General features: G+C 70.5%; 15 protein-coding genes. 9 read left to right on the top strand and 6 right to left on the bottom strand.

All coding sequences use genetic code 11. The features are described 5' to 3' along the window. Positions 1-8: 8 nt before the first annotated feature. Positions 9-674, bottom strand: coding sequence for a hypothetical protein (locus NVS83_RS16130; RefSeq protein WP_258740231.1), 666 nt, complete (start codon positions 672-674; stop codon positions 9-11). Positions 675-867: 193 nt separating this feature from the next. Here NVS83_RS16130 and NVS83_RS16125 point away from each other — a divergent pair, with 193 nt between their 5' ends. The 6 genes from NVS83_RS16125 to NVS83_RS16100 all read left to right on the top strand — a co-directional run bounded on the left by NVS83_RS16125 (position 868) and on the right by NVS83_RS16100 (position 9,835). Next, on the top strand, positions 868-1,842 hold the full coding sequence (locus NVS83_RS16125; protein WP_258740230.1) for a GlxA family transcriptional regulator: 975 nt from the start codon (positions 868-870) through the stop codon (positions 1,840-1,842). Between the two features lie 80 nt (positions 1,843-1,922). Further along, positions 1,923-3,599, top strand: coding sequence for a SulP family inorganic anion transporter (locus NVS83_RS16120; protein ID WP_258740229.1), 1,677 nt, complete (start codon positions 1,923-1,925; stop codon positions 3,597-3,599). A 152-nt stretch (positions 3,600-3,751) separates the two neighbouring features. After that, the gene (locus NVS83_RS16115; protein ID WP_258740228.1) at positions 3,752-5,791 is read left to right on the top strand and encodes an NADH:flavin oxidoreductase; all 2,040 of its coding nucleotides are present in this window, start codon (positions 3,752-3,754) and stop codon (positions 5,789-5,791) included. Between the two features lie 111 nt (positions 5,792-5,902). Further along, positions 5,903-7,822, top strand: a complete 1,920-nt coding sequence (locus NVS83_RS16110) for a DUF3483 domain-containing protein (RefSeq protein WP_258740227.1) — start codon at positions 5,903-5,905, stop codon at positions 7,820-7,822. After that, entirely contained in the window at positions 7,819-9,069 is a 1,251-nt protein-coding gene (locus tag NVS83_RS16105; RefSeq protein WP_258740226.1) for an electron transfer flavoprotein subunit alpha/FixB family protein, read from the top strand. The genes NVS83_RS16110 and NVS83_RS16105 overlap by 4 nt, the downstream gene beginning before the upstream one ends. 4 nt (positions 9,070-9,073) lie before the next feature. After that, complete coding sequence (locus tag NVS83_RS16100) at positions 9,074-9,835, top strand: adenine nucleotide alpha hydrolase family protein (RefSeq protein ID WP_258740399.1); 762 nt, start codon at positions 9,074-9,076, stop codon at positions 9,833-9,835. Between the two features lie 13 nt (positions 9,836-9,848). On the opposite strand, the gene betA is transcribed toward NVS83_RS16100, so the two are convergent. Continuing rightward, positions 9,849-11,516 carry a choline dehydrogenase gene (betA, locus tag NVS83_RS16095; protein WP_258740225.1) on the bottom strand — a complete coding sequence of 556 codons (1,668 nt, stop codon included), beginning with the start codon at positions 11,514-11,516 and terminating at the stop codon, positions 9,849-9,851. Continuing rightward, positions 11,516-13,591: a betaine-aldehyde dehydrogenase gene (gene betB / locus NVS83_RS16090; protein WP_258740398.1), complete on the bottom strand. Its 2,076-nt coding sequence runs from the start codon at positions 13,589-13,591 to the stop codon at positions 11,516-11,518. The genes betA and betB overlap by 1 nt, the downstream gene beginning before the upstream one ends. 586 nt (positions 13,592-14,177) lie before the next feature. On the opposite strand from betB, the gene NVS83_RS16085 reads away from it, so the two are divergent. The 3 genes from NVS83_RS16085 to choV all read left to right on the top strand — a co-directional run bounded on the left by NVS83_RS16085 (position 14,178) and on the right by choV (position 17,401). Continuing rightward, positions 14,178-15,143 carry a choline ABC transporter substrate-binding protein gene (locus tag NVS83_RS16085; RefSeq protein WP_258740224.1) on the top strand — a complete coding sequence of 322 codons (966 nt, stop codon included), beginning with the start codon at positions 14,178-14,180 and terminating at the stop codon, positions 15,141-15,143. A gap of 198 nt (positions 15,144-15,341) precedes the next feature. After that, positions 15,342-16,193 carry a choline ABC transporter permease subunit gene (choW, locus tag NVS83_RS16080; protein ID WP_258734760.1) on the top strand — a complete coding sequence of 284 codons (852 nt, stop codon included), beginning with the start codon at positions 15,342-15,344 and terminating at the stop codon, positions 16,191-16,193. 14 nt (positions 16,194-16,207) lie between these two features. After that, complete coding sequence (gene choV, locus NVS83_RS16075) at positions 16,208-17,401, top strand: choline ABC transporter ATP-binding protein (protein ID WP_258740223.1); 1,194 nt, start codon at positions 16,208-16,210, stop codon at positions 17,399-17,401. A gap of 53 nt (positions 17,402-17,454) precedes the next feature. On the opposite strand, the gene glmM is transcribed toward choV, so the two are convergent. The 3 genes from glmM to ftsH all read right to left on the bottom strand — a co-directional run bounded on the left by glmM (position 17,455) and on the right by ftsH (position 22,657). Then, complete coding sequence (gene glmM, locus NVS83_RS16070) at positions 17,455-18,801, bottom strand: phosphoglucosamine mutase (RefSeq protein WP_258734758.1); 1,347 nt, start codon at positions 18,799-18,801, stop codon at positions 17,455-17,457. Between the two features lie 152 nt (positions 18,802-18,953). Continuing rightward, positions 18,954-20,351, bottom strand: a complete 1,398-nt coding sequence (locus tag NVS83_RS16065; RefSeq protein WP_258740222.1) for a nucleobase:cation symporter-2 family protein — start codon at positions 20,349-20,351, stop codon at positions 18,954-18,956. Positions 20,352-20,737: 386 nt separating this feature from the next. Beyond that, positions 20,738-22,657, bottom strand: a complete 1,920-nt coding sequence (ftsH, locus tag NVS83_RS16060; RefSeq protein ID WP_258734756.1) for an ATP-dependent zinc metalloprotease FtsH — start codon at positions 22,655-22,657, stop codon at positions 20,738-20,740. Between the last annotated feature and the right edge of the window lie 98 nt (positions 22,658-22,755).

Genomic DNA, 22,755 nt, shown 5'->3' with positions numbered 1-22,755 from the left:
CGAGGCGGTCAGCGGAAGCGCTGGACCACCCCGCCCACGGCCTGCTTCAGCGTGTCGTAGACCGCGCTCGTGCCTTCCACCGCGCGGTCATAGACCTCGCCAGGCGCGGGCAGCGACGGCAGGTCGAACAGCCCGTCATCGTCCGCCTCGGCCGGCCGGGCGGCTTGCGGCGCGGCCTGCGTGGTGGCGAATTCGGCCGGCGCGACCTGCGCCGGCGCCACCCGGACCGGATAGGACGAATGCAGCACCAGCGGATCGCGCGAGTCGCAGCCGGGCCCGCAGGTGTCGAAGCGCTCGACCCCCACCGGTATGGTCATGTCCTCGCCGGCATGGGTTGCCGCCGTCCGCGTCACGCCGGCGGCATGGTCGGCGCGGGGCCGGTAGACCGCCCCGGGGTCGATCGCCATCACCAGGCTCGGCGCGGGCGCGTCATCCTTCTGGTGGCCCGCCCGCGCCGGGGCGGGCGTGTCGTCGGAAGCGGCGCTGATCACCCGCACCACGTCGCTCGGGGGCGCGGCCTGGGCCGTCTCCCCCTCCGCGCCGTGCCGGCCGGTGCCGACAGCATAGACGCCAAGGGCGAGGATCGCGGCGAAGCCCACCGGCAGCATGACGCGACCGGGAAGCCAGCCCTGGAACCGGGCGAGGCTCGTCGTCGGCACGGGCGCAAGTCGCATGTCGTCTCTCCACGGGGAATCCGCAATGTGCAGCGACCATTTCGCGGAGGAGGCGCGACCTTTTTGCGGCGGCAATCGTGCCGGCCGGTGACGAAGCCCGGGTAATTCTGCGTGACTTTTTCTGAATGTGGATGCTTCTTCTGAAGAAGGAGCGCTGCAACCTTCGGCAACGTCCACCCTCGAGATCGCCGCCGTGATCGACCCCGCCTCGCTGACGCGCATCGGCTTCCTCACCCTCGCCAACCACTCGATGATCGCCTGCGCCAACGCGCTGGAAGCGCTGCGCATGGCGAACTACGTGGCGGAGGCGCCGCTCTATTCCTGGCACGTGGTGACGCTGGACGGCACCATGGCCACCGCCAGCAACGGGCTCGGCTTCACGCCGACGCTCGCCCTGCACGAGGCCGGGCCGCTCGACCTGCTGCTGGTGTGCGGGGGCGTCGACGTGCGCCACGCGGCGACCCCGGTGATCGCGGACGCGCTGCGCCGGCTGGCGCGCCGGGGCGTCGCGCTCGGCGCGCTGTGCACCGGCAGCTTCGTGCTCGCCGATGCCGGCCTGCTCGATTTCTACCGTTGCGCCGTGCACTGGGAAAACCTCTCCTCGATCCGCGAGGAATTCCCCGAGATCCACTTCGTGGAAGAGCCCTTCGTCATCGACCGCGACCGGCTCACCTGCACCGGCGGCATCGCCCCGCTCGACATGATGCTGGAGCTGATCGCCGCCCGCGGCGGGCGCGGCCTCGCCGACAAGGTGTCGGAGCAGTTCATCGTCGACCGCGCGCCGCGCCCCCCGCAGGCGAAGGCGTCGGCGCGCCCGCGGCCCGCCCTCCCCGACCCGACGCTCGCCCGCGCGGTGCGGCTGATGGAGGGCACCATCGAGCACCCGCTCGGCGTCGCCGGCATCGCCCGCCGCCTCGACGTCTCCCCGCGCCACCTCGAGCGGCTGTTCCGGCGCCATCTCGGCACCGGGCCGGCCAGCTACCAGCTCGGCCTGCGGCTGGAGCGGGCGCGCGAGCTGCTGCGCCTGTCCGTGCTGCCGATCACCGATGTCGGCCTCGCCTGCGGTTTCCAGTCGGCGGCGCACTTCTCGACCGCCTATGCGCGCCGCTTCGGCCGCCCGCCCAGCACCGAGCGGCGCACCGCAGCACCGCCGAAGGCGAATGGCTGATACGCGTTAATCCGCTTGCAGCCGGGACGCCGAAGGCGCAAAATTTTCTATCAGTTCCCGCCCCACGATCGATATTTTCAATGACCACGCTGACACGCCCGCACGCGCCGAGCTTCGCCGACCTGTTCACTCCCAAGCTGATAACGGTGCTGCGCGAGGGCTACGGCCTTGCCGGCCTGCGCGCCGATTTCGTGTCCGGCCTCACGGTCGCGATCGTCGCGCTGCCGCTTTCCATGGCCATCGCGATGGCCTCGGGAACCACGCCCGAGCGCGGGCTCTACACCGCCGTCGTCGGCGGCTTCTTCGTTTCCGCGCTCGGCGGCAGCCGGTACCAGATCGGCGGCCCGGCCGGCGCCTTCATCGTGCTGGTGGCGATGACGGCGGAGCAGCACGGGCTCAGCGGGCTGCTGCTCGCCACCTTCCTCTCCGGCATCTTCCTCGCCGCCATCGGGCTGCTGCGGCTCGGCACCTATGTGAAGTTCATCCCCTATCCGGTCACGGTCGGCTTCACCGCCGGCATCGGCGTCATCATCTTCTCGAGCCAGATCACCGACCTGCTCGGCCTTACCCTGACGGTGAAGGAGCCGGCGGCGCTGATCCCCAAGCTCCAGGTGCTGACCGGCGCGCTGTCGACCATCAGCCCCTCGGCCTTCGGCGTCTCGCTGCTGACCATCGTCACCATCGTCGGCATCAAGAAGGTCGCCCCGGCCTGGCCGAACCTGCTCATCGCGGTGGCGCTGGCCAGCGTCGCGGTGCTGGCGCTCGGCCTGCCGGTCGAGACCATCGGCACCCGCTTCGGCGGCATTCCCTCCAGCCTGCCGGCGCCGGTGCTGCCGGACCTCTCGCCCGCCAAGGTGATGGCGGTGCTGCCGAACGCAGCCGCCTTCGCCATGCTGGGCGCGATCGAATCCCTGCTCTCTGCCGTGGTGGCGGACGGCATGACCGGGCGGCGTCACCGCTCCAATTGCGAGCTGGTGGCGCAGGGCGTCGCCAACATGGCCTCCGCCATCTTCGGCGGCATCTGCGTCACCGGCACCATCGCCCGCACCGCGACCAATGTGCGCGCCGGCGCGCGCAGCCCGGTCTCGGGAATGTTGCACTCGCTGTTCGTGCTGCTGTTCATCGTCGTCGCCGCGCCGCTGGCCAGCTACATCCCGCTGGCCGCGCTGGCCGGCCTGCTGGCGGTCGTGTCCTGGAACATGGTGGAGAAGCACGCCATCGGCGCGCTGCTGCGCTCGGGCTGGGGCGACGCGCTGGTGCTGCTCTCCACCCTGCTGCTCACCATCTTCCGCGACCTTACCGAAGGCATCGTGGTCGGCTTCACCCTCGGCACGCTGCTGTTCCTGCACCGCATGTCGCAGGCGGTCGGGGTCGAGGCCGCCCCGCTCGCGGTCGAGGACGAGGCGGATGCCGACGTTCCCGTGCCGACCGGCCCGCAGGCCGATTCCGACACGCTGGTCTACCGCCTGTCCGGCGCCTTCTTCTTCGGCGCCGCCTCGACCGTCGGCGCGGTGCTCGACAGCATCTCGCGGCTGCCGAAGCGCTTCGTGCTCGACTTCTCGGCGGTGCCGTTCGTGGATTCGACCGCCGCCGCCATGCTGGAGAGCTTCGCCCACAAAATGCAGCGGGCGGGCGTCCGCGTGATCGTCACCGGCACCACGCCGGCGATCCGCCGGGTGCTGTGGAGCCACGGCCTGCGCTCGCCGCTGGTACGCTATCGCCGCACGGTGGACGGCCCCTCGCGCACCGGCGGCTGAGGGCAGAAGACGCGCGCGCCGCGAACGGGTTGCGGCCGGGTCGCAACCCTACCGGCCCGATGGCGCAAATCTTCTGTTCGCCATAGGCGCATGCGACCTATCGTGCGACCATCCCGAAGGATAGGCCGGGCGAAGGAGCGCGCGCGACCCCCATGATCGCCAATGCCGAGGCACTGCTCAAACCGCTGACCATCAAGGGGCTCACCATCCGCAACCGGGTGATGTCGACCTCGCACGCGCCCGGCTACGGCAAGGACGGCAAGCCACAGGAGCGCTATCAGCTCTACCACATGGAGAAGGCCAAGGGCGGCATCGGCCTCACCATGTTCGGCGGCTCCTCCTCTGTCGCCATCGACAGCCCAGCCGCGCCCTGGGCGCAGATCTCGGTCGCCGACGACAGCGTCATTCCCTATTTCCAGCAATTCGCCGAGCGCGTGCACGCCCACGGCGCCAAGCTGATGATCCAGCTCACCCATATGGGCCGGCGCACCAAGTGGGACACGGAGAACTGGTTCCCCACCCTCTCCGCCTCGGTGCGGCGCGAGCCGGCCTCGCGCACCATCCCGCGCGCCATGGACAGGAACGACATCCGCCGCGTGGTGACGTCCTTCGCCGAGGCGGTGAAGCGCTGCAAAGAGGGCGGGCTCGACGGCTGCGAGATTTCCGCCGCCCACGGCCACCTCGTCGACCAGTTCTGGTCGCCGAGCGTGAACCAGCGCAGCGACGAATATGGCGGCTCGCTGGAGAACCGCATGCGCTTCGGCATCGAGGTGCTGGAGGCGATGCGCGAGGCGGCGGGCGAGGACTACGTCATCGGCATGCGCATGTCTGGCGACGAGATGATCGCCGACGGCCTCAGCCACGAGGAATGCGTCGCCATCGCCTCCGAATATGCGCGGCGCGGGCTGGTCGACTTCCTGAACATCCTCGGCGGCCAAGCCCGCGACCACATCGCCCACGCCATCTCGCTGCCGAACATGTCGTTCCCGGTGGCGCCGTTCCTGTTCCTGCCCAGCGCCATCAAGCGCGAGGTCGACGTGCCGATCTTCCACGCCCAGCGCGTGACCGACCTCGCCACCGGCGCGCGGGCGGTGGCGGAGGGCCATGTCGACATGATCGCCATGACCCGCGCCCACATCGCCGACCCGCACCTCGTGAAGAAGCTGACCGAGGGCCGCGAGGACGACATCCGCCAGTGCGTCGGCGCGGGCTACTGCATCGACCGCATCTATGTCGGCGGCGACGCGCTGTGCATCCAGAACGCGGCGACGGGGCGCGAGGCGACCATGCCGCACGTGATCCCGAAGGCGGAGACGGTGCGCAAGGTGGTCGTCATCGGCGCCGGCCCGGGCGGGCTCGAGGCCGCGCGCGTCAGCGCCGAGCGCGGGCACAAGGTGGTGCTGTTCGAGAAGGAGAAGGTGGTCGGCGGCCAGATCAACATCGCCGCCAGGGCGACGTGGCGCGAGGCGCTCTCCGGCATTCCGCGCTGGCTCCACGGTCAGGTCGCGAAGAAGGGCGTCGACATCCGGCTCGGCACCGAGGCGACGCCAGAGGCGGTGCTGGCGGAGGCGCCGGAGGTCGTCATCATGGCGACCGGCGGCCTACCCAATGCCGGCCATGCGAAGGGCCACGAGCACGCCGTCACCACTTGGGATGTGCTGACCGGCCGGGTCGAGCCCACCGGCTCGGTGCTGGTCTATGACGAGATCGGCGGCCACAACGCCGCCTCGACCGCCGAGGTGCTGGCGCGCAGCGGCTGCCTCGTCGAGGTGGCGACCCACGACCGCATGGTGGCCGAGGAGGTCGGCACCACCAACCAGCCGATCCACCTGCGCGAGCTCTACCGGCTGGGCGTCGTGATGACGCCGAACATGGAGCTGATCGAGATCTACCCGGAAGGCAACCGCCTCGTCGCCGCCCTGCGCAACACCATGACCGACGCCGAGGAGGAGCGCGTCATCGACCGCGTGGTCGTCGACTACGGCACGCTGCCGGTCGAGGGCCTGTTCGAGGCGCTGCGCGGGAAATCGGTGAATGACGGCGAGACCGACCTCGACGCGCTGGTCGCCGGCCGCCCGCAGCGATGGACCGGACGGCCCGGCTTCGCGCTCTACCGCGTGGGCGACGCCTGGGCGGGGCGCAACATCCACGCGGCGATCTACGATGCGCTGCGCCTGTGCAAGGACCTGTGAGGCGGCCATGGGCGCCGCGCGGACAGGGACCGGAGCCGCGGACACCCTCCCCTCCCGCACGCCCGTGCACGCCGGGATAGCATTCCGGCAAGGCCCCCTCGGGAGGCGCCGATGACGGAGGCCGCGTTCAGCCTTTCGCTGGCGATCCTCGCCCTCGCCGCGATCGCCGCCGTCATGGCCGGCGGACGGGCCCGGCTGTGGCGCGCGGGCCGGCCGGCGAAGGTCGACTGGATGCGCGGCCTGATGGCGTTGCCAAAGCGCTACCTCGTCGACGTCCACCACGTCGTCGGCCGCGACCCCTATGCCGCGCGCATGCACGCGCTCGCCGCCGGTGGCCTCTTGGGCGGCTCGGCCCTCGCGCTGTTGGCGCTGATCCCCCCGCTCGGCGCCTCGCGCCTGTTCTGGGCGCTGGTCGCGCTTGCCTTCGCGGTGGCGCTCGCCGGCGGCTTCATGGTCGGGCGGCGGCGCTACCCTGAAAGGCCGGCACGGCTGTCGGGCGGGAGATTCCAGCGCCTGCCGCTCCTGCTCGCCGCCTATGCCGGCGGCGCCTTCCTGGTCGCGCTCGACGCGGCGCTGGCGGGATCGGTCTGGCCGCTCGCCTGGCCGGGCCTGTGGCTCGCCGCCGCGGGCGGTCTCGGCCTCGCCATGCAGCTCGACCGCGGGCCGATGCGCCACGCCTTCGCCGGGGCGTTGCACCTCGTCGCCCATCCGCGCGCGGCACGCTTCGAGGGGCGGCGTGAGACGGCGCTCGCGCCGCTGAACCTCGAGGCGCCGCGCCTCGGCGTCGCCACCCCGGCCGACTTCGCCTGGAACCGGCTCGCCGGCTTCGACGCCTGCATCCAGTGCGGGCGCTGCGAGGTCGCCTGCCCGGCCTTCGCCGCCGGCCAGCCGCTGAACCCCAAGCGGCTGATCCAGGACCTCGCCACCGCCATGGTGCCGGGCGAGACCAACGCCGCCTATGCCGGCAGCCCCTACCCGCATGCGCGCGAGGTCGCCGGCATCGGCGGGCCGGACCTGCCCATCGTCGGCGCCGGCGCGATGATCCACCCGGACACGCTGTGGTCCTGCACCACCTGCCGCGCCTGCGTCGAGGAATGCCCGATGATGATCGAGCATGTCGACGCCATCGTCGCGCTGCGCCGCTTCCAGACGCTGGAGCTCGGCGCGCTGCCGGAGAAGGCCGCCGCCCCGCTCGCCGAGCTGCGCTACGCCGACGAGCCGCAGGGCCGCCCGCTCGGCGCCCGCACCGACTTCGCCGCCGGGCTCGACCTGCCGCTCATCTCCGCCAGGGGCGGCGCCGAGGTGCTGCTCTGGCTCGGCGAGGGCGCCTATGACCTTCGCTACGGCCGCACGCTGCGCGCGCTGGTGCGGCTGCTGCAGCTCGCCGGCGTCGACTTCGCCGTGCTGGGCGAGGAGGAGCGCGACTGCGGCGACATCGCCCGGCGCCTCGGCGACGAGGCCACCTTCCAGCGCCTCGCCCGCGCGAACATCGCGACGCTGGCGCGTCATTCCTTCCGCCGCATCCTCACGCCCGACCCGCATGCGCTGCACGTGCTGCGCAACGAATATCCCGCCCTCGGCGGCATCTACGAGGCGGTGCACCACAGCGCGTTCCTCGACGAGCTGGTGGCGGCGGGCCGGCTCGGCGTGGCGCCGCTGAAGGCGAGCGTGACCTATCACGACCCCTGCTATCTCGGCCGCTACAATGGCGAGATCGACGCGCCGCGCCGCCTCCTCGACCGGCTCGGCCTCGCGCGCGTGGAGATGGAGCGCTCGGGCCGGCGCTCCATGTGCTGCGGCGGGGGCGGCGGCGCGCCGCTGAGCGACATCGAGGGCGAGCGGCGCATTCCCGACATCCGCATGGACCAGGCGGCGCAGACCGGCGCCGGCATCGTCGCCGTCGCCTGCCCGCAATGCACGGCGATGCTCGAAGGCGTCACCGGCACCCGGCCCGAGGTGCGCGACATCGCCGAGCTGGTGCTGGAGGCGGTGGAGGCGATTCCCGCCCGCGCCCGGGAGCCGGCCGCGTGAGCCGGGTCCGCCGCGATCCGCGCGGCGAGCGCTCCCGCCACCAGGTCGAGGGCGCGGTGCGCCCGCGCTTCGACCTCGCCGCCGCGCCGTCCGGCCTGCACGGGCGCGCACGCCGCGACCCGCGCACGGAGTTCCGGCTGGCGCAGGTGCCCGGCACCGCGCGGCTTCGGCTCGACCGCACCCAGCGCGTCGCCGCCCTCGACCTCGCCCCGGCCCCCCGCGCGCCGGAGCCGCAGGCGGGCGCCCGCCTCGTCGCCATTCCCGAGCCCGCCTTCCTCGTCGCCGCCGTGCCCGACGCGCCGGGCGGTCGTCTCACCCCGCACGACCGCCAGCTCCTCGGCGCCGCACGCCTCTTGGCCGATGCCGGTGGCGGCGCGGTGCTAGCGCTCGCCGGCGCGCCGGCGGACGAGCTCGCCAGCGCCGGCGCCGACCGCGTGCTGGCCCTGCCCGTCACCGGCTACGACCCGGAGGCCCGGGCGATGGCGCTGCAGGCCGTGCTGGCCGGCCTCGACGTCCGCCACGTGCTGCTGCCCGAGAGCCCGGAAGGCGGCGACCTCGCCCGCCGCCTCGCCGCGCTCACCGGCGAGCCGCTCTTCGCCGGCGCCGAGAGCCTGACCGCGCGCGCCGTCACCCGCCCCACCGCCGGCCGGCGCACCGAGCAGCGCATGGCGCCGCCGCGCCTCCTCACCCTCGCCGCCGATGCCGCCGCGCCCCATGCCGGCTCGCTGCACGAGGCGCTCGAGGTCGCCTTCGCCTTTCCCCCGCTGCCGCCCGGGGCAATCCTTTCGGCCGACGACGTGCCGGCCGACCCGTCGCGCGTGCCGCTCGCCGAGGCCGATTTCGTGGTCTCGGCCGGCAACGGCATCACCGACTTCGCTAGCTTCCACGACCTCGTCGAAGCGCTCCACGCCACCCCCGGCGCCAGCCGCGTGGTGTGCGACGCCGGGCTGATGCCGCGCGCCGCGCAGGTCGGCGCGTCCGGCACGGTGCTGGAGGCGCGCTGCTATTTCGCGCTCGGCATCGCCGGCGCGCCGCAGCACCTCCAGGGCGTGGCGCGCTGCGAGCATGTGGTCGCGGTCAACACCGATCTCCACGCGGCGATGATCGAGCGGGCCGGGCTCGCCATCGTCGCCGACGCGCAGAAGTTGATGCCGGCGCTGCTGAGCCTGCTCGCCGAGAAGGCAGCCGACGCAGAGACGCATGATGCGGGCGCGGGCGAAAGCGATATGGAGGCGGTCGATGCGTGAGCCGATGAACGTCGCCGTGCTGCTGTCCGCCGGGCGCCATCCGGTCTCGGGCCAGCCCTGCCCGGTGCCGGTGGAAATGCAGGCGATCGGGCTCGGCCACGCGCTCGGCGCCGAAATGACCGGCCTTCATGCCGGCCCGGCATCCGAGACGATAGCGGACGCGCTCGGCCACGGGCTGGCTCGGCTCGTCCATCTCAAAATCGGCGAGGCGGACGACCCGCTGGCGAGCCTCGTCGCGGCGCTAGGGGCGGAAAAGCCCGCGCTGATCCTCGCCGGCCGCGTCGGACAGGGCGGCGAGGACAGCGGCCTCCTGCCCTATGCGCTCGCCCGCGCGCTCGGCCTGCCGGTCGTCGCCGATGCGAGCGCGCTGCGCGAGGGGCCGGAGCCCGGCACGCTGCTGGTCGAGCAGGCGCTGCCCAAGGGCGCGCGCCGCCGGCTGGTGGTGCGCCTGCCCGCGCTCGTCACCGTTCATCCCGCCGCGCCCGCGCCGCTTCCCTTCGCCTATGCCGCGCGGCGCCGGGGCGTGGTGGAAGAGCGGGCGGGCATCGCCTCCCCGCGCGGCGAGCGGGCGATCGAGGAGCGCGCCTATCGCCCGCGCCCGAAGCTGATCGCGAAGAGCGCGGCCGGTGCCAGCGCGGCGGAGCGGTTGAAAGCCGCGACCGAGGCCGCCAGCGGCGGCGGCCGGGTGCTGGTCGACCCGCCGCCCGAGGAGGCGGCGCGGGAAATCCTCGCCCATCTGCGCGATATCGGCGTGCTGCGCGGCTGAACGCGCGGGGCCGTCAGCGCTGCGCGGTCCGCCAGTTCGGCGCGGTGTAATAGGGCGCGTTGGACGGCGCCAGAAGCGCCCGGCCGAGAATGTGGTCCGCCCCCTTCTCGCCGATCATGATGGTCGGCGCGTTGAGGTTGGCGTTGGTGATGGAAGGCATCACCGAGGAATCCACCACGCGCAGCCCCTCCACGCCGATCACCCGGAGCTGCGGGTCGACCACCGCCATCGGGTCGGCGGGTCCGCCGATCTTGCAGGTGCAGGAGGGGTGATAGGCGCTCTCGCTGTGGGCGCGCACGAAGGCGTCGACGTCCTCGTCCGAGGTGCAGTCGGCGCCGGGCTGGATCTCGCGCCCGCGATAGGGATCGAAGGCGGGCTGGGCGAAGATCTCGCGGGTCAGCCGCACGCTGGCGCGCATCTCCGCCATGTCGTCGGGATGGGTGAGATAGTTGAACCGGATGCGCGGCGCCTCGAACGGGTCGGCGGACTTCAGCCGCACCCAGCCCCGGCTCTTCGAGCGCATCGGCCCGACATGGGCCTGGAAGCCGGGCTCGTTCGCCATGCCCTTGCCGTCATAGGTGACGGCAAGCGGGAGGAAGTGGAACTGGATGTCGGGCGAGGCGATGCCCGGGCGCGAGCGGATGAAGCCGCAGGTCTCGAAATGGTTGGTCGCGCCGAGCCCCTGCCCGGTCAGCAGCCAGCGCGCGCCGATCAGCCCGCGGGCGAACAGCCCCATATGCGCATAGAGCGAGATCGGCTGCGTGCAGGCGAACTGGAAGTAATATTCGAGATGGTCCTGCAGGTTCTCGCCGACGCCGGGGCGGTGCGCCACCACATCGATGCCGTGCGCCTTCAACTCGTCCGCGGGACCGACGCCGGAAAGCTTGAGCAATTGCGGCGAGTTGATCGGCCCACCGGAGAGGATGACCTCGCGCGCGGCGCGCACGGTGAAGCTCTGGCTGCCGCGCGCATAGGCGACGCCGACTGCGCGGCGCCCCTCGAAGAGGATGCGCTGCACCCGCGCGCCGGTCTCGACCTTGAGGTTGGGGCGCTTCAGTGCCGGCTTGAGATAGGCATTGGCCGCCGACCAGCGCACGCCGTTCTTCACGGTCATGTCCATCCGGCCGAAGCCTTCCTGCCGGTAGCCGTTGACGTCCTCGCTCGCCGGGTAGCCGGCCTGTCGCGCCGCCTCGACGAAGGCGCCGTAGAGCGGGTTCTTCAGCGTGCCGTAGCTGGTGCCGAGCGGGCCCTCGCCGCCGCGATACTCGTCGCCGCCCTCGCGCCGTCCCTCGGCGCGGCGGAAATAGGGGAGCACGTCGGCATAGGACCAGCCCTGCGCCCCCTCCTCCTGCCAGCGCTCGAAATCCTGCGGCGCGCCGCGCATGTAGACCATGCCGTTGATCGACGACGAGCCGCCGAGCACCTTGCCGCGCGGGCAGTGCAACTGGCGCCCGCCGAGGCCCGGCTCCGGCTCGGTCTCGTACATCCAGTTGTACTTCTTCATGTTCATCGGGATGGAGAGCGCGCTCGGCATCTGGATGAAGATGGAGCGGTCCGAGCCGCCATATTCCAGCACCAGAACGCGGTGGCTGCCGTCCGCGCTCAGCCGGTCGGCCAGCACGCAGCCCGCCGAGCCGGCGCCGATGATCACATAGTCGAAGCTCTCGGCGGCGGCGCTCATCAGTAGGGCGCCTCGACGCGGCCGAGATTGACGTAGACGCTCTTGAGCTGGGTGTAATGCTCGATCGCCGCCCGCCCGTTCTCGCGGCCGAGGCCCGACTGCTTCACCCCGCCGAAGGGCAATTCGATCGGCGTGACGTTGTAGTGGTTGATCCAGCAGGTGCCGGCCTGGAGCTGCGCGATGACACGGTGCCCGCGCGCCAGATCGCGCGTGAACACGCCGGCCGCGAGGCCAAACTCGGTGTCGTTGGCGCGCGCGATCACCTCGTCCTCGTCCGCGAAGGAGAGCACGGCCATGACCGGGCCGAAGATCTCCTCGCGCACGATGCCCATCTCGTCCGCGCAGCCGTCGAACACGGTCGGCGCGACGAAGCAGCCCTTGTCGAGCCCGTTGGCGGTGACGCGCCCGCCTCCGGCGAGCAGCTTCGCGCCCTCCGCCCGGCCGCGGGCGATGTAGGACAGCACCTTCTCCATGTGGTCGGGCGAGATCAGCGCGCCGACCTGCGTCGCCGGATCGAGCGGGTCGCCGACCACCATCTTCCCGACGCGGGCGACCAGCTTGTCGAGGAAGGCCTCGCGCACGCGCTCATGGACGAAGACGCGGGTGCCGTTCGAGCAGACCTCGCCGGCCGAATAGAAATTCGCCAGCAGAGCGCCGGAGACGGCGTCGTCGAGATCGGCATCGTCGAACACGATCAGCGGCGACTTCCCCCCGAGCTCCAGCGTGACGTATTTCAGCGTGCCGGCGGCGTCCGCCATCACCTTCTTGCCGGTGCCGACTTCGCCGGTGAGCGAGACCTTGGCGATGGCGGGATGGCGGGTGATGAGGCGTCCGGTGTCGGCGAAGCCGTTCACCACGTTGAACACGCCCTCAGGCACCCCCGCCTCGGCCATGATCTCGGCGAGCTTCAGCGCGGTGAGCGGGGTCAGCTCGGCGGGCTTGAAGATCATGGCGTTGCCGCAGGCGAGCGCGGGCGCCGACTTCCAGCAGGCGATCTGCAGGGGATAGTTCCACGCGCCGATGCCGGCGACGATGCCGAGCGGCTCGCGGCGCGTATAGCCGAAGGCGGACGGGCCGAGATCGACATGCTCGCCCGAGAGCGAGGCGGCGAGGCCGGCATAGTATTCGATGCACTCGGCGCCCGAGAGCACGTCAACCACGCTGGTCTCCTGGATCGGCTTGCCGGTGTCGAGCGTCTCGAGCCGCGCCAGCTCGTCATTGCGCGCGCGAAGGATGTCGGCGACCCGCTTGAGGATGCGCCCGCGCTCGGCCCCGGTCATCGCCGCCCACAGCTTCTGGCCCTTGCGCGCCGCCTCGACCGCCGCCTCGATCTCGGCCTCGCCCGCGATCTCGATCGCGGCGAGCACCTCGCCGGTGGCGGGATTGCGGGTCTCGAAGGTCTCGCCGCCGGTTGGGCGGTAGCGCCCGCCGATATGGCCGGCATGGGTCTGAAGGGGCATGCTCATTCTGGGTCCATCAACTGGCGCGGCCGGCGCGGCGGCGATCTGGGCGTCGACGAAGGCGCTCGCGACCTGCCGCGCGCTCACCGAATCGGTCTCGCCGGCGGCGGAAAGGCTGGAGCGCAGCCACAGCCCGTCGATCACCGCGGCGATGGTGATGGCGAGGCGGTGCACCTCGCCGGCGGCGACGAGGTCGCGCAGATCGTGGCGCAGATTGGCGAGCATGCGCGCCTGATAGACGCGCTGGACCCGGCGCAGGCGCTCGGAATGCAGCACCTGCCCCCAGAAGGCGAGCCAGACGCTGGAGGTGCGCTGGTCGAACTCCTCGGGCGCCAGATTGGCGTCGATCAGCGCCTGGACGCGGGCGCGCGGGCCATGCGCGACACGCAGCCGGCTGGCGGTCGCACGGTAGAGGCGCAGCGAAAGCGAGCGCAGCGTCGCCTCCAGCAGCCCGTCCTTGTCGCCGAAATAGTGCGCCACCAGCCCCGGCGAGACGCCGGCGCGGCGCGCGATCTGCGCCAGCGTCGAGGCGTTGAAGCCGATCTCGGCGAGGGAATCGATCGTCGCCTCGATGAGCTGGCGGCGGCGCACATCCTCCGGCTCGCGCCGGCGCATCTCCTCGGCGCCGGACGCGAGGTGGCGCGGGCCCGACGGCTCGCTCGCGCGGGCGGGGTGATGGGTGGAGGCGTGAGTGGGCGAATGCGCATCGGTCGAGGCCACCATCGTCTCCCTGATCGGGCGGTCGCACCGCTGAATGGGCATTATTGAATGACTGAATAATACATCGATTGCTCAAGGGCGCAAAGTCCCCTCGGGTGAGGTCATCCCTTGTGTCGCAAAGGTTCAAGCGCGCCGGCGCATCGGGCCAAAATGCCCGGAATGAGCGCATGAATCAGAGGGTGCGTGGGTAAAAATTACGCGTGACAAATGCGGAATAGGCGTATTGAATACTTATTCAAAAGAAGCCTCCAGAGGCCGCATCCGGTATCGGGCTGGTGCACGCACCAGCCCTGCGATGCTGCCAGAGTCGTTCGCGTTCGCGTGCCGTCGGGGCCCGTCGCGGCGCCGTCCGGCGGAGCGGCTCCCCCGCTCGACGCGACCGGCGTGCGGACTCCGACTTGTCGAGACGGGTCGTGGCGGGCTTGGCGTGATGGCCGCCCGGATCCAGGATCCCGCCAGGATGCAAACGGGAACAGCAACGATGCGCAGCTTGAAATTCGTGTCCGCGGGACTCATGGCCGCCGCCGCCCTCGGTCTCACCCTCGCCCTTCCCACGCCCCGCGCCGCGGCCGCCGAGCCCGCCGCCTGCAAGACGGTGCGCTTCGCCGATGTCGGCTGGACCGACATCACCGCCACCACCGCCGTCACCTCGGCGATCCTCGAGGCGCTGGGCTACACGACCAAGACCCAGGTCCTTTCGGTGCCGGTGACCTACAAGTCCATGCAGACCAAGGACATCGACGTGTTCCTCGGCAACTGGATGCCGACCATGGAGGCCGACCTCGCCCCCTATCGCGAGGACAAGAGCGTCGACATCATCGGCGTGAACCTCGAAGGCGCCAAGTACACGCTCGCCGTGCCGACCTATCTCTATGACGAGGGGCTGAAGTCCTTCGCCGACATCTCCAAGTTCCGCGACAAGCTCGACAGCAAGATCTACGGCATCGAGCCGGGCAATGACGGCAACCGGCTGATCCTCGACATGATAAAGGACGACAAGTTCGGCCTGAAGGGCTTCGATCTCGTCGAATCCAGCGAGCAGGGCATGCTGGCCCAGGTCGAGCGCGCCACCAAGCGCAAGGAGGCCATCGTCTTCCTCGGATGGGAGCCGCACCCGATGAACTCCAAGTACAAGATGAGCTACCTGTCGGGCGGCGACGACGTGTTCGGCCCCAACTATGGCGGCGCCACGGTCTACACAAATACCCGCGCGGGCTATGTCAGCGAGTGCCCCAATGTCGGCGCGCTGATCAAGAACCTGAAGTTCTCGCTCGACGCCGAGAACGTGGTGATGGGCTACATCCTGTTCGACGGTATGGAGCCGTCCAAGGCGGCGGCGAAGTGGCTGAAGGCCAACCCGACGGTGTGGGAGCCCTGGCTCGCCGGCGTGACCACGATCGACGGCAAGCCCGCGGTTCCCGCGGTGAAGGCCAGCGTCGGCCTCTGAACGCCGGCGCCCCGTCCCCGGCGGGCGGGGCCCCGCTTCGGGCCCGGCGCAGGCGCCGCGTATGTGGTCGGCACCCGGGCGGGCGCAGGCCACCTTGCGTGACCCGTTCCGCCGGCGCTGCCGGCGGGCGGGCGGCTCCCGCGGTGACGGCCGAGCGGCCGCGCCCTTCGCTTAAACCCGCATTCGAGGCCGGACCCCATGTATGACTGGCTGACCGATCACAAGATCCCGCTGGGGCTCTGGCTGAGGGACTTCGTCGACCTGCTGACGACCCACGGGCAGAACGTCTTCGACTTCATCTCGCTGGTGCTAGGCGGGCTCATCGGCGGCTTCACCGCCGTGCTGCTCTGGGTGCCGCCGCTGCTGCTGATCGCGCTGTTCGCCCTCGCCGCCTGGCTGGTGCACCGCTCGATCGGGCTCACCGTCTTCATCCTCGCCGCGCTGCTGCTGGTGGCCAATCTCGGCTACTGGGAGGCGACGATGGAGACGCTCTCCCTCGTCATCTGCGCGACCCTCGTCTGCGTCATCGTCGGCGTGCCGATCGGCATCGCGGCCGCGCACCGGCCCTGGCTCTACACTGCCATCCGGCCGATCCTCGACCTGATGCAGACCATCCCGACCTTCGTCTACCTGATCCCGACGCTGGTGCTGTTCGGGCTGGGCGCGGTGCCGGGGCTGATCTCGACCGTCATCTTCTCCATCCCCGCCCCGATCCGCCTCACGCATCTCGGCATCTCCTCGGTGCCGCCGGCGCTGCACGAGGCGGGCAAGGCGTTCGGCGCCACCCCGACGCAGCTCCTGTTCAAGGTGGAACTGCCCCATGCGCTGCCCACCATCATGGCCGGCGTGACCCAGTGCATCATGCTCAGCCTTTCCATGGTGGTGATCGCGGCGCTGGTCGGCGCCGACGGGCTCGGCAAGCCGGTGGTGCGCGCGCTCAATTCCGTCAACATCGCCATGGGCTTCGAGGCCGGGCTCGCCATCGTCGTGCTGGCGATCGTGCTCGACCGCGTGTGCAAGCGGCCCGAGCGCCGCTCGCGCAAGAACTGAGCGGGGAGGCATCCATGCCGGCCGTCGAATTCCGCAACATCGACATCGTCTTCGGCAACGACCAAAAGGGCGCGCTGAAGCTGATCGACGAAGGCCGCTCGCGCGAGGAGATCCTCAGCGCCACCGGCTCCGTGCTCGGCGCGGCCGGGGTGAGCCTCGCCGTCGAGCGCGGCGAGATCTGCGTGCTGATGGGCCTGTCCGGCTCGGGCAAGTCCACCATCCTGCGCGCCATCAACCGGCTGAACGAGGTGGCGCGCGGCGAGGTGCTGGTGGAGCACAAGGGCACGGCGATCGACGTCGCCCACTGCAACGAGGCGACGCTGCGCGACATCCGCATGCACACCGTCTCCATGGTGTTCCAGCAGTTCGGTCTGCTGCCCTGGCGCACGGTGCGCGACAATGTCGGCTTCGGACTGGAGCTGCGCGGCACGCCGGCCGCCGAGCGCGCCCGCATTGTCGACGAGAAGCTCGCCATGGTCGGCCTCACCAACTGGGCCGAGAAATACACCAACGAGCTCTCCGGCGGCATGCAGCAGCGCGTGGGCCTCGCCCGCGCCTTCGCCACCGACGCCGAGATCCTGCTGATGGACGAGCCCTTCTCCGCGCTCGACCCGCTGATCCGCGACAAGCTGCAGGACGAATTGCTGGACCTGCAGCGGCGCATCCACAAGACCATCGTCTTCGTCAGCCACGACCTCGACGAGGCGCTCAAGCTCGGCAACAAGATCGCCATCATGGAGGGCGGGCGCATCGTGCAGGCCGGCACGGCGGAGGACATCCTGCTGCGCCCGGCCAACGACTACGTGGCCGAATTCGTGAAGCACATGAACCCGCTCAACGTGCTGCGCGGCACGGCGGTGATGCGCCCGGCGGCGGGCCTGCCGCGCGAGGGCGACGCCGTGGTGCTGGACAAGGCCGGACGGGTGAAGGTGAAGGTCGATCCGGAGGGCCGGCCGATCGCCATCGATCTCGACGGCCGCGCCGGACTGCTGGCGGTCGCCGACGGCGAAGCCGGGGCGATCGACGACAAGCTGGCGATCGCCAGCGACTGCATCATCGCGCCGGTCGATCTGAGGCTGAAGGCGGCGATCGAGCTGAAGCGCCACACCGAGCTGCCGATCCTGCTGGTGGACGACCTCGGCCGGCTCGCCGGCCTATGCGACGACGACGAGATCTATCGCGGCCTGCTCAGGCGGTTGGAGGGTTAGGCAGGTCCGCTAGCGCGACCCGCCTCCCCGGCAGGAAGGCGGCCGCGCCGCCGTCAGATCGCGGCGACGCCGACCGCCTCGACCACGTCCGCCACCACGGCCTCCACCAGGTCGCGGTCGTCGCCCTCGCCCATGATGCGGATCACCGGCTCGGTGCCGGAGGGGCGGATCAGCAGCCGGCCATGGCTGTTGAGCTTGAGCTCGGCGGCGGCGATGGCCCGGATCACGCCGTCATCGTCGAGCGGGCGGCCCTTCTTGTAGCGCACGTTCTTGAGGATCTGCGGCAGCGCGTCGAAGCGGTGGCACACCTCGGAGACCGGCCGCTGGTGGCGCTGCACCACGGCCAGCACCTGCAGTGCCGCCACGAGGCCGTCGCCCGTGGTCGAATAGTCGGACAGGATGATGTGGCCGGACTGCTCGCCTCCGACGTTGAAGCCTTCGGAGCGCATGCGCTCCAGCACGTAGCGGTCGCCGACCGGCGTGCGCACCAGCGACAGGCCGAGCCCGGCCAGATGCCGCTCGAGGCCGAGATTCGACATCACGGTGGCGACGATGCCCTCGCGCGAGAGCCGCCCCTCCTCCTTGAAGCTTTCCGCCACCACGGCCATGAGCTGGTCACCGTCGACCAGATGGCCCTTCTCGTCGACGATCAGCACACGGTCGGCGTCGCCGTCGAGCGCGATGCCGATATCGGCCCGCACCTCGCGCACCTTGGCCATCAGGGCCTCGGGCGCGGTCGAGCCGACCTCGCGGTTGATGTTGAAGCCGTCCGGCTTGTCGCCGATGGCGATCACCTCGCAGCCGAGCTCCCACAGCGCTTCCGGCGCGACGCGGTAGGCGGCGCCGTGGGCGCAGTCCACCACCACCCGCATGCCCTCGAAGGACTGGTTGCGCGGCAGGGTGCGCTTGGCGAACTCGATATAGCGCGCATGCACGCTCTCCAGCCGCTTGGCCCGGCCCATCTGCGCCGGCTCGACGAGCTGGGCCGACATGTTCTCGGCGCCGATGAGCTCCTCGATCTCGCTCTCGATGGCGTCGGACAGCTTGTAGCCGTCCGGCCCGAACAGCTTGATGCCGTTGTCGTCGAACGGGTTGTGCGAGGCGGAGATCATGACGCCGAGATCGGCGCGCATGGAACGGGTGAGCATCGCCACGGCCGGGGTCGGCATCGGCCCGAGCAGCAGCACGTCCATGCCCACCGAGGTGAAGCCCGCGACCAGCGCGTTCTCGATCATGTAGCCGGACAGGCGCGTGTCCTTGCCGATCACCACGCGGTGGCGATGGTCGCCGCGGTGGAAGACATAGCCCGCCGCCATGCCGACGCGCAGCGCCAGCTCGGGCGTAATGGCCCCGTTGGCCCGGCCGCGAATGCCGTCCGTACCGAAATAACTGCGTCCCATCTTCAGCCCCTCACGGATCGGCGGCCTCTGGGGGCACCGACCATCGAACGAGGGCGGCCGCGCGGGGGGACCGCGCGCCGCCATGTCATCTGTCTAGCACCGACATTGAACGAAAGGGTTTCACAAAGTGTAAGCGCACCTTGCAATGCAACTCAGCCGTGCTCTGCCGCCGCCGCGGCCGCGGCCACCTCGCGCTCCGCCTCCTCGGCGCTGCGCACGCCGTTGAAGAAGGCGTTCAGCAGCACCGCCGAGATCGCCGCCAGCAGGATGCCGGATTCGAGCAGCGGATGCAGGGCGTGCGGCAGATTCCGGAAGAAGTTCGGCGCCACCTGCGGGATCATGCCGAAGCCGACCGACACGGCGACGACGTAGAGGTTGAACCGGTTGTCGCGGAAATCGACCGCGGTGAGGATGCGCGCGCCGGTGGCGGCGACCATGCCGAACATGACCAGCCCGGCGCCGCCGAGCACCACCTGCGGCACCGCCTCGACGATGGCGGCCATCTTCGGCAGCAGCCCGAGCGCGAGCATGATGACCCCGCCCGCCGCCGTGACATAGCGCGAGCGCACGCCCGTGACCCCGACCAGGCCGACATTCTGCGAGAACGAGGTGTAGGGGAAGGTGTTGAAGATGCCGCCGAACAGCGTACCGACGCCGTCCGCGCGCAGGCCCGCCGTGAGGGCGGCGCGGTCGATGTGCCGGCCGGTCATCTCCCCGAGCGCGAGGAACATGCCGAGCGATTCGATCATCACCACGATCATGACGAGGCACATGGTCAGCGCCGGCACGAGATGGAACTCCGGCACGCCGAAATGGAACGGCACCACGACGCCGAACCAGGGCGCTGCGGCCACCTTGTCGAAGTGCATCACGCCGATGACGCTCGCCAGCACGCAGCCGGCGACGATGCCGAGCAGCACTGCGACATTGGCGACGAAGCCCTTTCCCCACCGGGTCAGGGCAAGGATGGCGAGAAGCACGAACAGCGCGATGGCGAGCCCGCCGAGCTGACCGTAGGCCGGATTGGGAAAGGCGCCGCGCTCGCCGTCCACCACCCGCGTCAGCGTGGGCAGCCCGCCGCCGGCCCAGTTGATGCCCACCCGCATCAGCGAGATGCCGATCACCATGATGATGGTGCCCGTCACCACCGGCGGGAACAGCGGCAGCAGCCGCGAGACGAAGGGCGCGATGACGATGCCGAAGATGCCGGCCGCGATGACCGCCCCGTAGATGCCGAGGATGCCGATGTCGCCGGTGGTGGCGATGGAGAGCATCGGCCCGACCGAGGCGAAGGTGACGCCCATCATCACCGGCAGGCGGATGCCCACGCCCGGGAAGCCGATGCTCTGGATCAGCGTGGCGATGCCGCAGGTGAACAGGTCCGCGCTGATGAGGAAAGCGACGTCCTCCGGCGCCAGCTTCAGTGCTCGGCCGACGATGAGCGGCACCGCCACCGCGCCGGCATACATGACCAGCACATGCTGGAGACCGAGCGTGGTCAGCCGCGGCCAGGGGAGTCGCTCGTCCACCGGGTGCACTTTCGCCGTCATGCCGAACTCCTCCGCTGCTGTGACAGGGCGCGATGCCCGTTCCCGTTGCGGAAGCCATTCAACGATCATGCCATGGTGCTCCAGCACCCTTCAGACTTTCGTCCAGAGGTCAGGATTCGGGCGAATGAAGGGGAGTGTGCGGAAATGCGAGGCACCGGCCGGCCCGGTCGGACCGCGTCCCATGGGGCGGCGATCAGAGCATGCGCAGGATTCTGCCACGCTGAGGCCCGCGGGCGCGACCCGCAGTTCGGCCTGCAGGCGGTCGAGGCATGAAAGCGATCCGCTGCCGGATCCGCCCCTCGCCGCCCTCTCCCGCCCGCCGGCTCAAAAGAAAAGAGCCCCGGACACGAGGCCCGGGGCTCTTCAACTCGTTCGTTGTCGCCGGCTCAGGCCTGCGGCTGCGGCTCCATGCCGGCATCGGGGCGCGGCGGGCGGTTCTTGCCCGCGGTGGGCACCACCGAGCCGCGCGTATGGGCGGGCTCGATCGTGGTGTCGCGCACCGGCGGCTGGCCGTCGAGCAGATTGACGATCTCGTCGCCCGAGAGCGTCTCGTACTCCAGCAGGCCGCGGGCCAGCGTCTCGAGCTGGTCCTTGTGCTCGGTGAGGATGCGGTTGGCCTCCCCATAGCCCTCGTCGACGAGGCGGCGCACTTCGCTGTCGATGGTCTGCGCCGTCGCCTCGGAGACGTTCTGCTGGCGCTGCATCGACATGCCGAGGAACACCTCGTCCTGGTTCTCGCCATAGGCGACCTGGCCGAGCTTGTCCGAGAAGCCCCAGCGCGTGACCATCATGCGGGCGAGGCGGGTGGCCTGCTCGATGTCGGAGGCGGCGCCCGAGGTGACCTTGTCGTGGCCGAAGATCAGTTCCTCGGCCACGCGCCCGCCCATCATGATGGCGAGGCGCGAGGTCATCTGCTCGTAGCTCATGGACAGCTTGTCCCGCTCGGGAAGCTGCATGACCATGCCGAGCGCCCGCCCGCGCGGGATGATGGTCGCCTTGTGCACAGGGTCGGTGGCCGGGACGTTGAGGGCGACGATCGCATGCCCGCCTTCGTGATAGGCGGTCAGCATCTTCTCGTCCTCGGTCATGACGAGCGAGCGGCGTTCCGCGCCCATCATCACCTTGTCCTTGGCGTCCTCGAAGTCGCTCATCGTCACCATGCGCTTGTTGCGCCGGGCGGCCATGAGGGCGGCCTCGTTGCAGAGATTGGCGAGGTCGGCGCCGGAGAAGCCGGGCGTGCCGCGCGCGATGACCTTGAGGTTGACGTCCGGCGCGATCGGCACCTTGCGGGCGTGGACCTTGAGGATCTGCTCGCGGCCGACGACGTCCGGGTTCGGCACGATGACCTGGCGGTCGAAGCGGCCGGGACGCAGCAGCGCGGGGTCGAGCACGTCGGGGCGGTTGGTCGCGGCGATGAGGATGATTCCCTCGTTGGCCTCGAAGCCGTCCATCTCGACCAGGAGTTGGTTCAGCGTCTGCTCGCGCTCGTCATTGCCGCCGCCGAGGCCGGCACCGCGATGGCGGCCGACCGCGTCGATCTCGTCGATGAAGATGATGCACGGCGCGTTCTTCTTCGCCTGCTCGAACATGTCGCGCACGCGGCTGGCACCGACACCAACGAACATCTCGACGAAGTCCGAGCCGGAAATGGTGAAGAACGGCACATTGGCCTCGCCGGCGATGGCGCGCGCCAGCAGCGTCTTGCCGGTGCCGGGCGGGCCGACCAGCAGCACGCCGCGCGGGATGCGCCCGCCGAGGCGCTGGAACTTCTGCGGATCACGCAGGAATTCCACGATCTCGGTGAGGTCGCTCTTGGCCTCGTCGATGCCCGCCACGTCCTCGAAGGTGACGCGCCCGTGCGCCTCGGTCAGCAGCTTGGCGCGGCTCTTGCCGAATCCCATGGCCTTGCCGCCCGCGCCCTGCATCTGGCGCGAGAGGAAGATCCACACGCCGATCAGTGCGATGAAGGGCAGCCAGGAGATGAGCAGGCTGACGAACCACGGGACGTTGTCCTGCTGCGGCTTGGCGGTGATCGACACCCCCTTGCCGTAGAGCCGCTGCACCAGCGAGGGATCGTTCGGCGCGTAGGTCTGGAAGGCGCGGCCGTCGGTGAAGGAGCCGGTGATTTCCGGGCCCTGGATCACCACGTCGCGCACGCGGCCCTGATCGACCTCGTTGAGGAGCTGCGAGAAGCTGATGTCGTTTGCCGTCTGACGCTGCGCCGGGTTCTGGAACAGCGAGAAAAGCGCCAGAAGCAGCAGAACGATGATCACCCACAGGGCGAAATTCCGGATATTGGCGTTCATCTCGTTCCTTTCGGCGTCGGATAAGCCCGACGCTCGGGTTCCGCCGGCGCTGGCGGACCTCCCTTGTCGCACCGTAATTTAGGTCCGCCATTGATCGT

Source organism: Ancylobacter mangrovi, assembly GCF_024752335.1.
Classification (GTDB): Bacteria; Pseudomonadota; Alphaproteobacteria; order Rhizobiales; family Xanthobacteraceae; genus Ancylobacter; species Ancylobacter mangrovi.
Note: the sequence above shows the minus strand (reverse complement) of the source record. Positions and strands in the feature narration are given on the sequence as shown.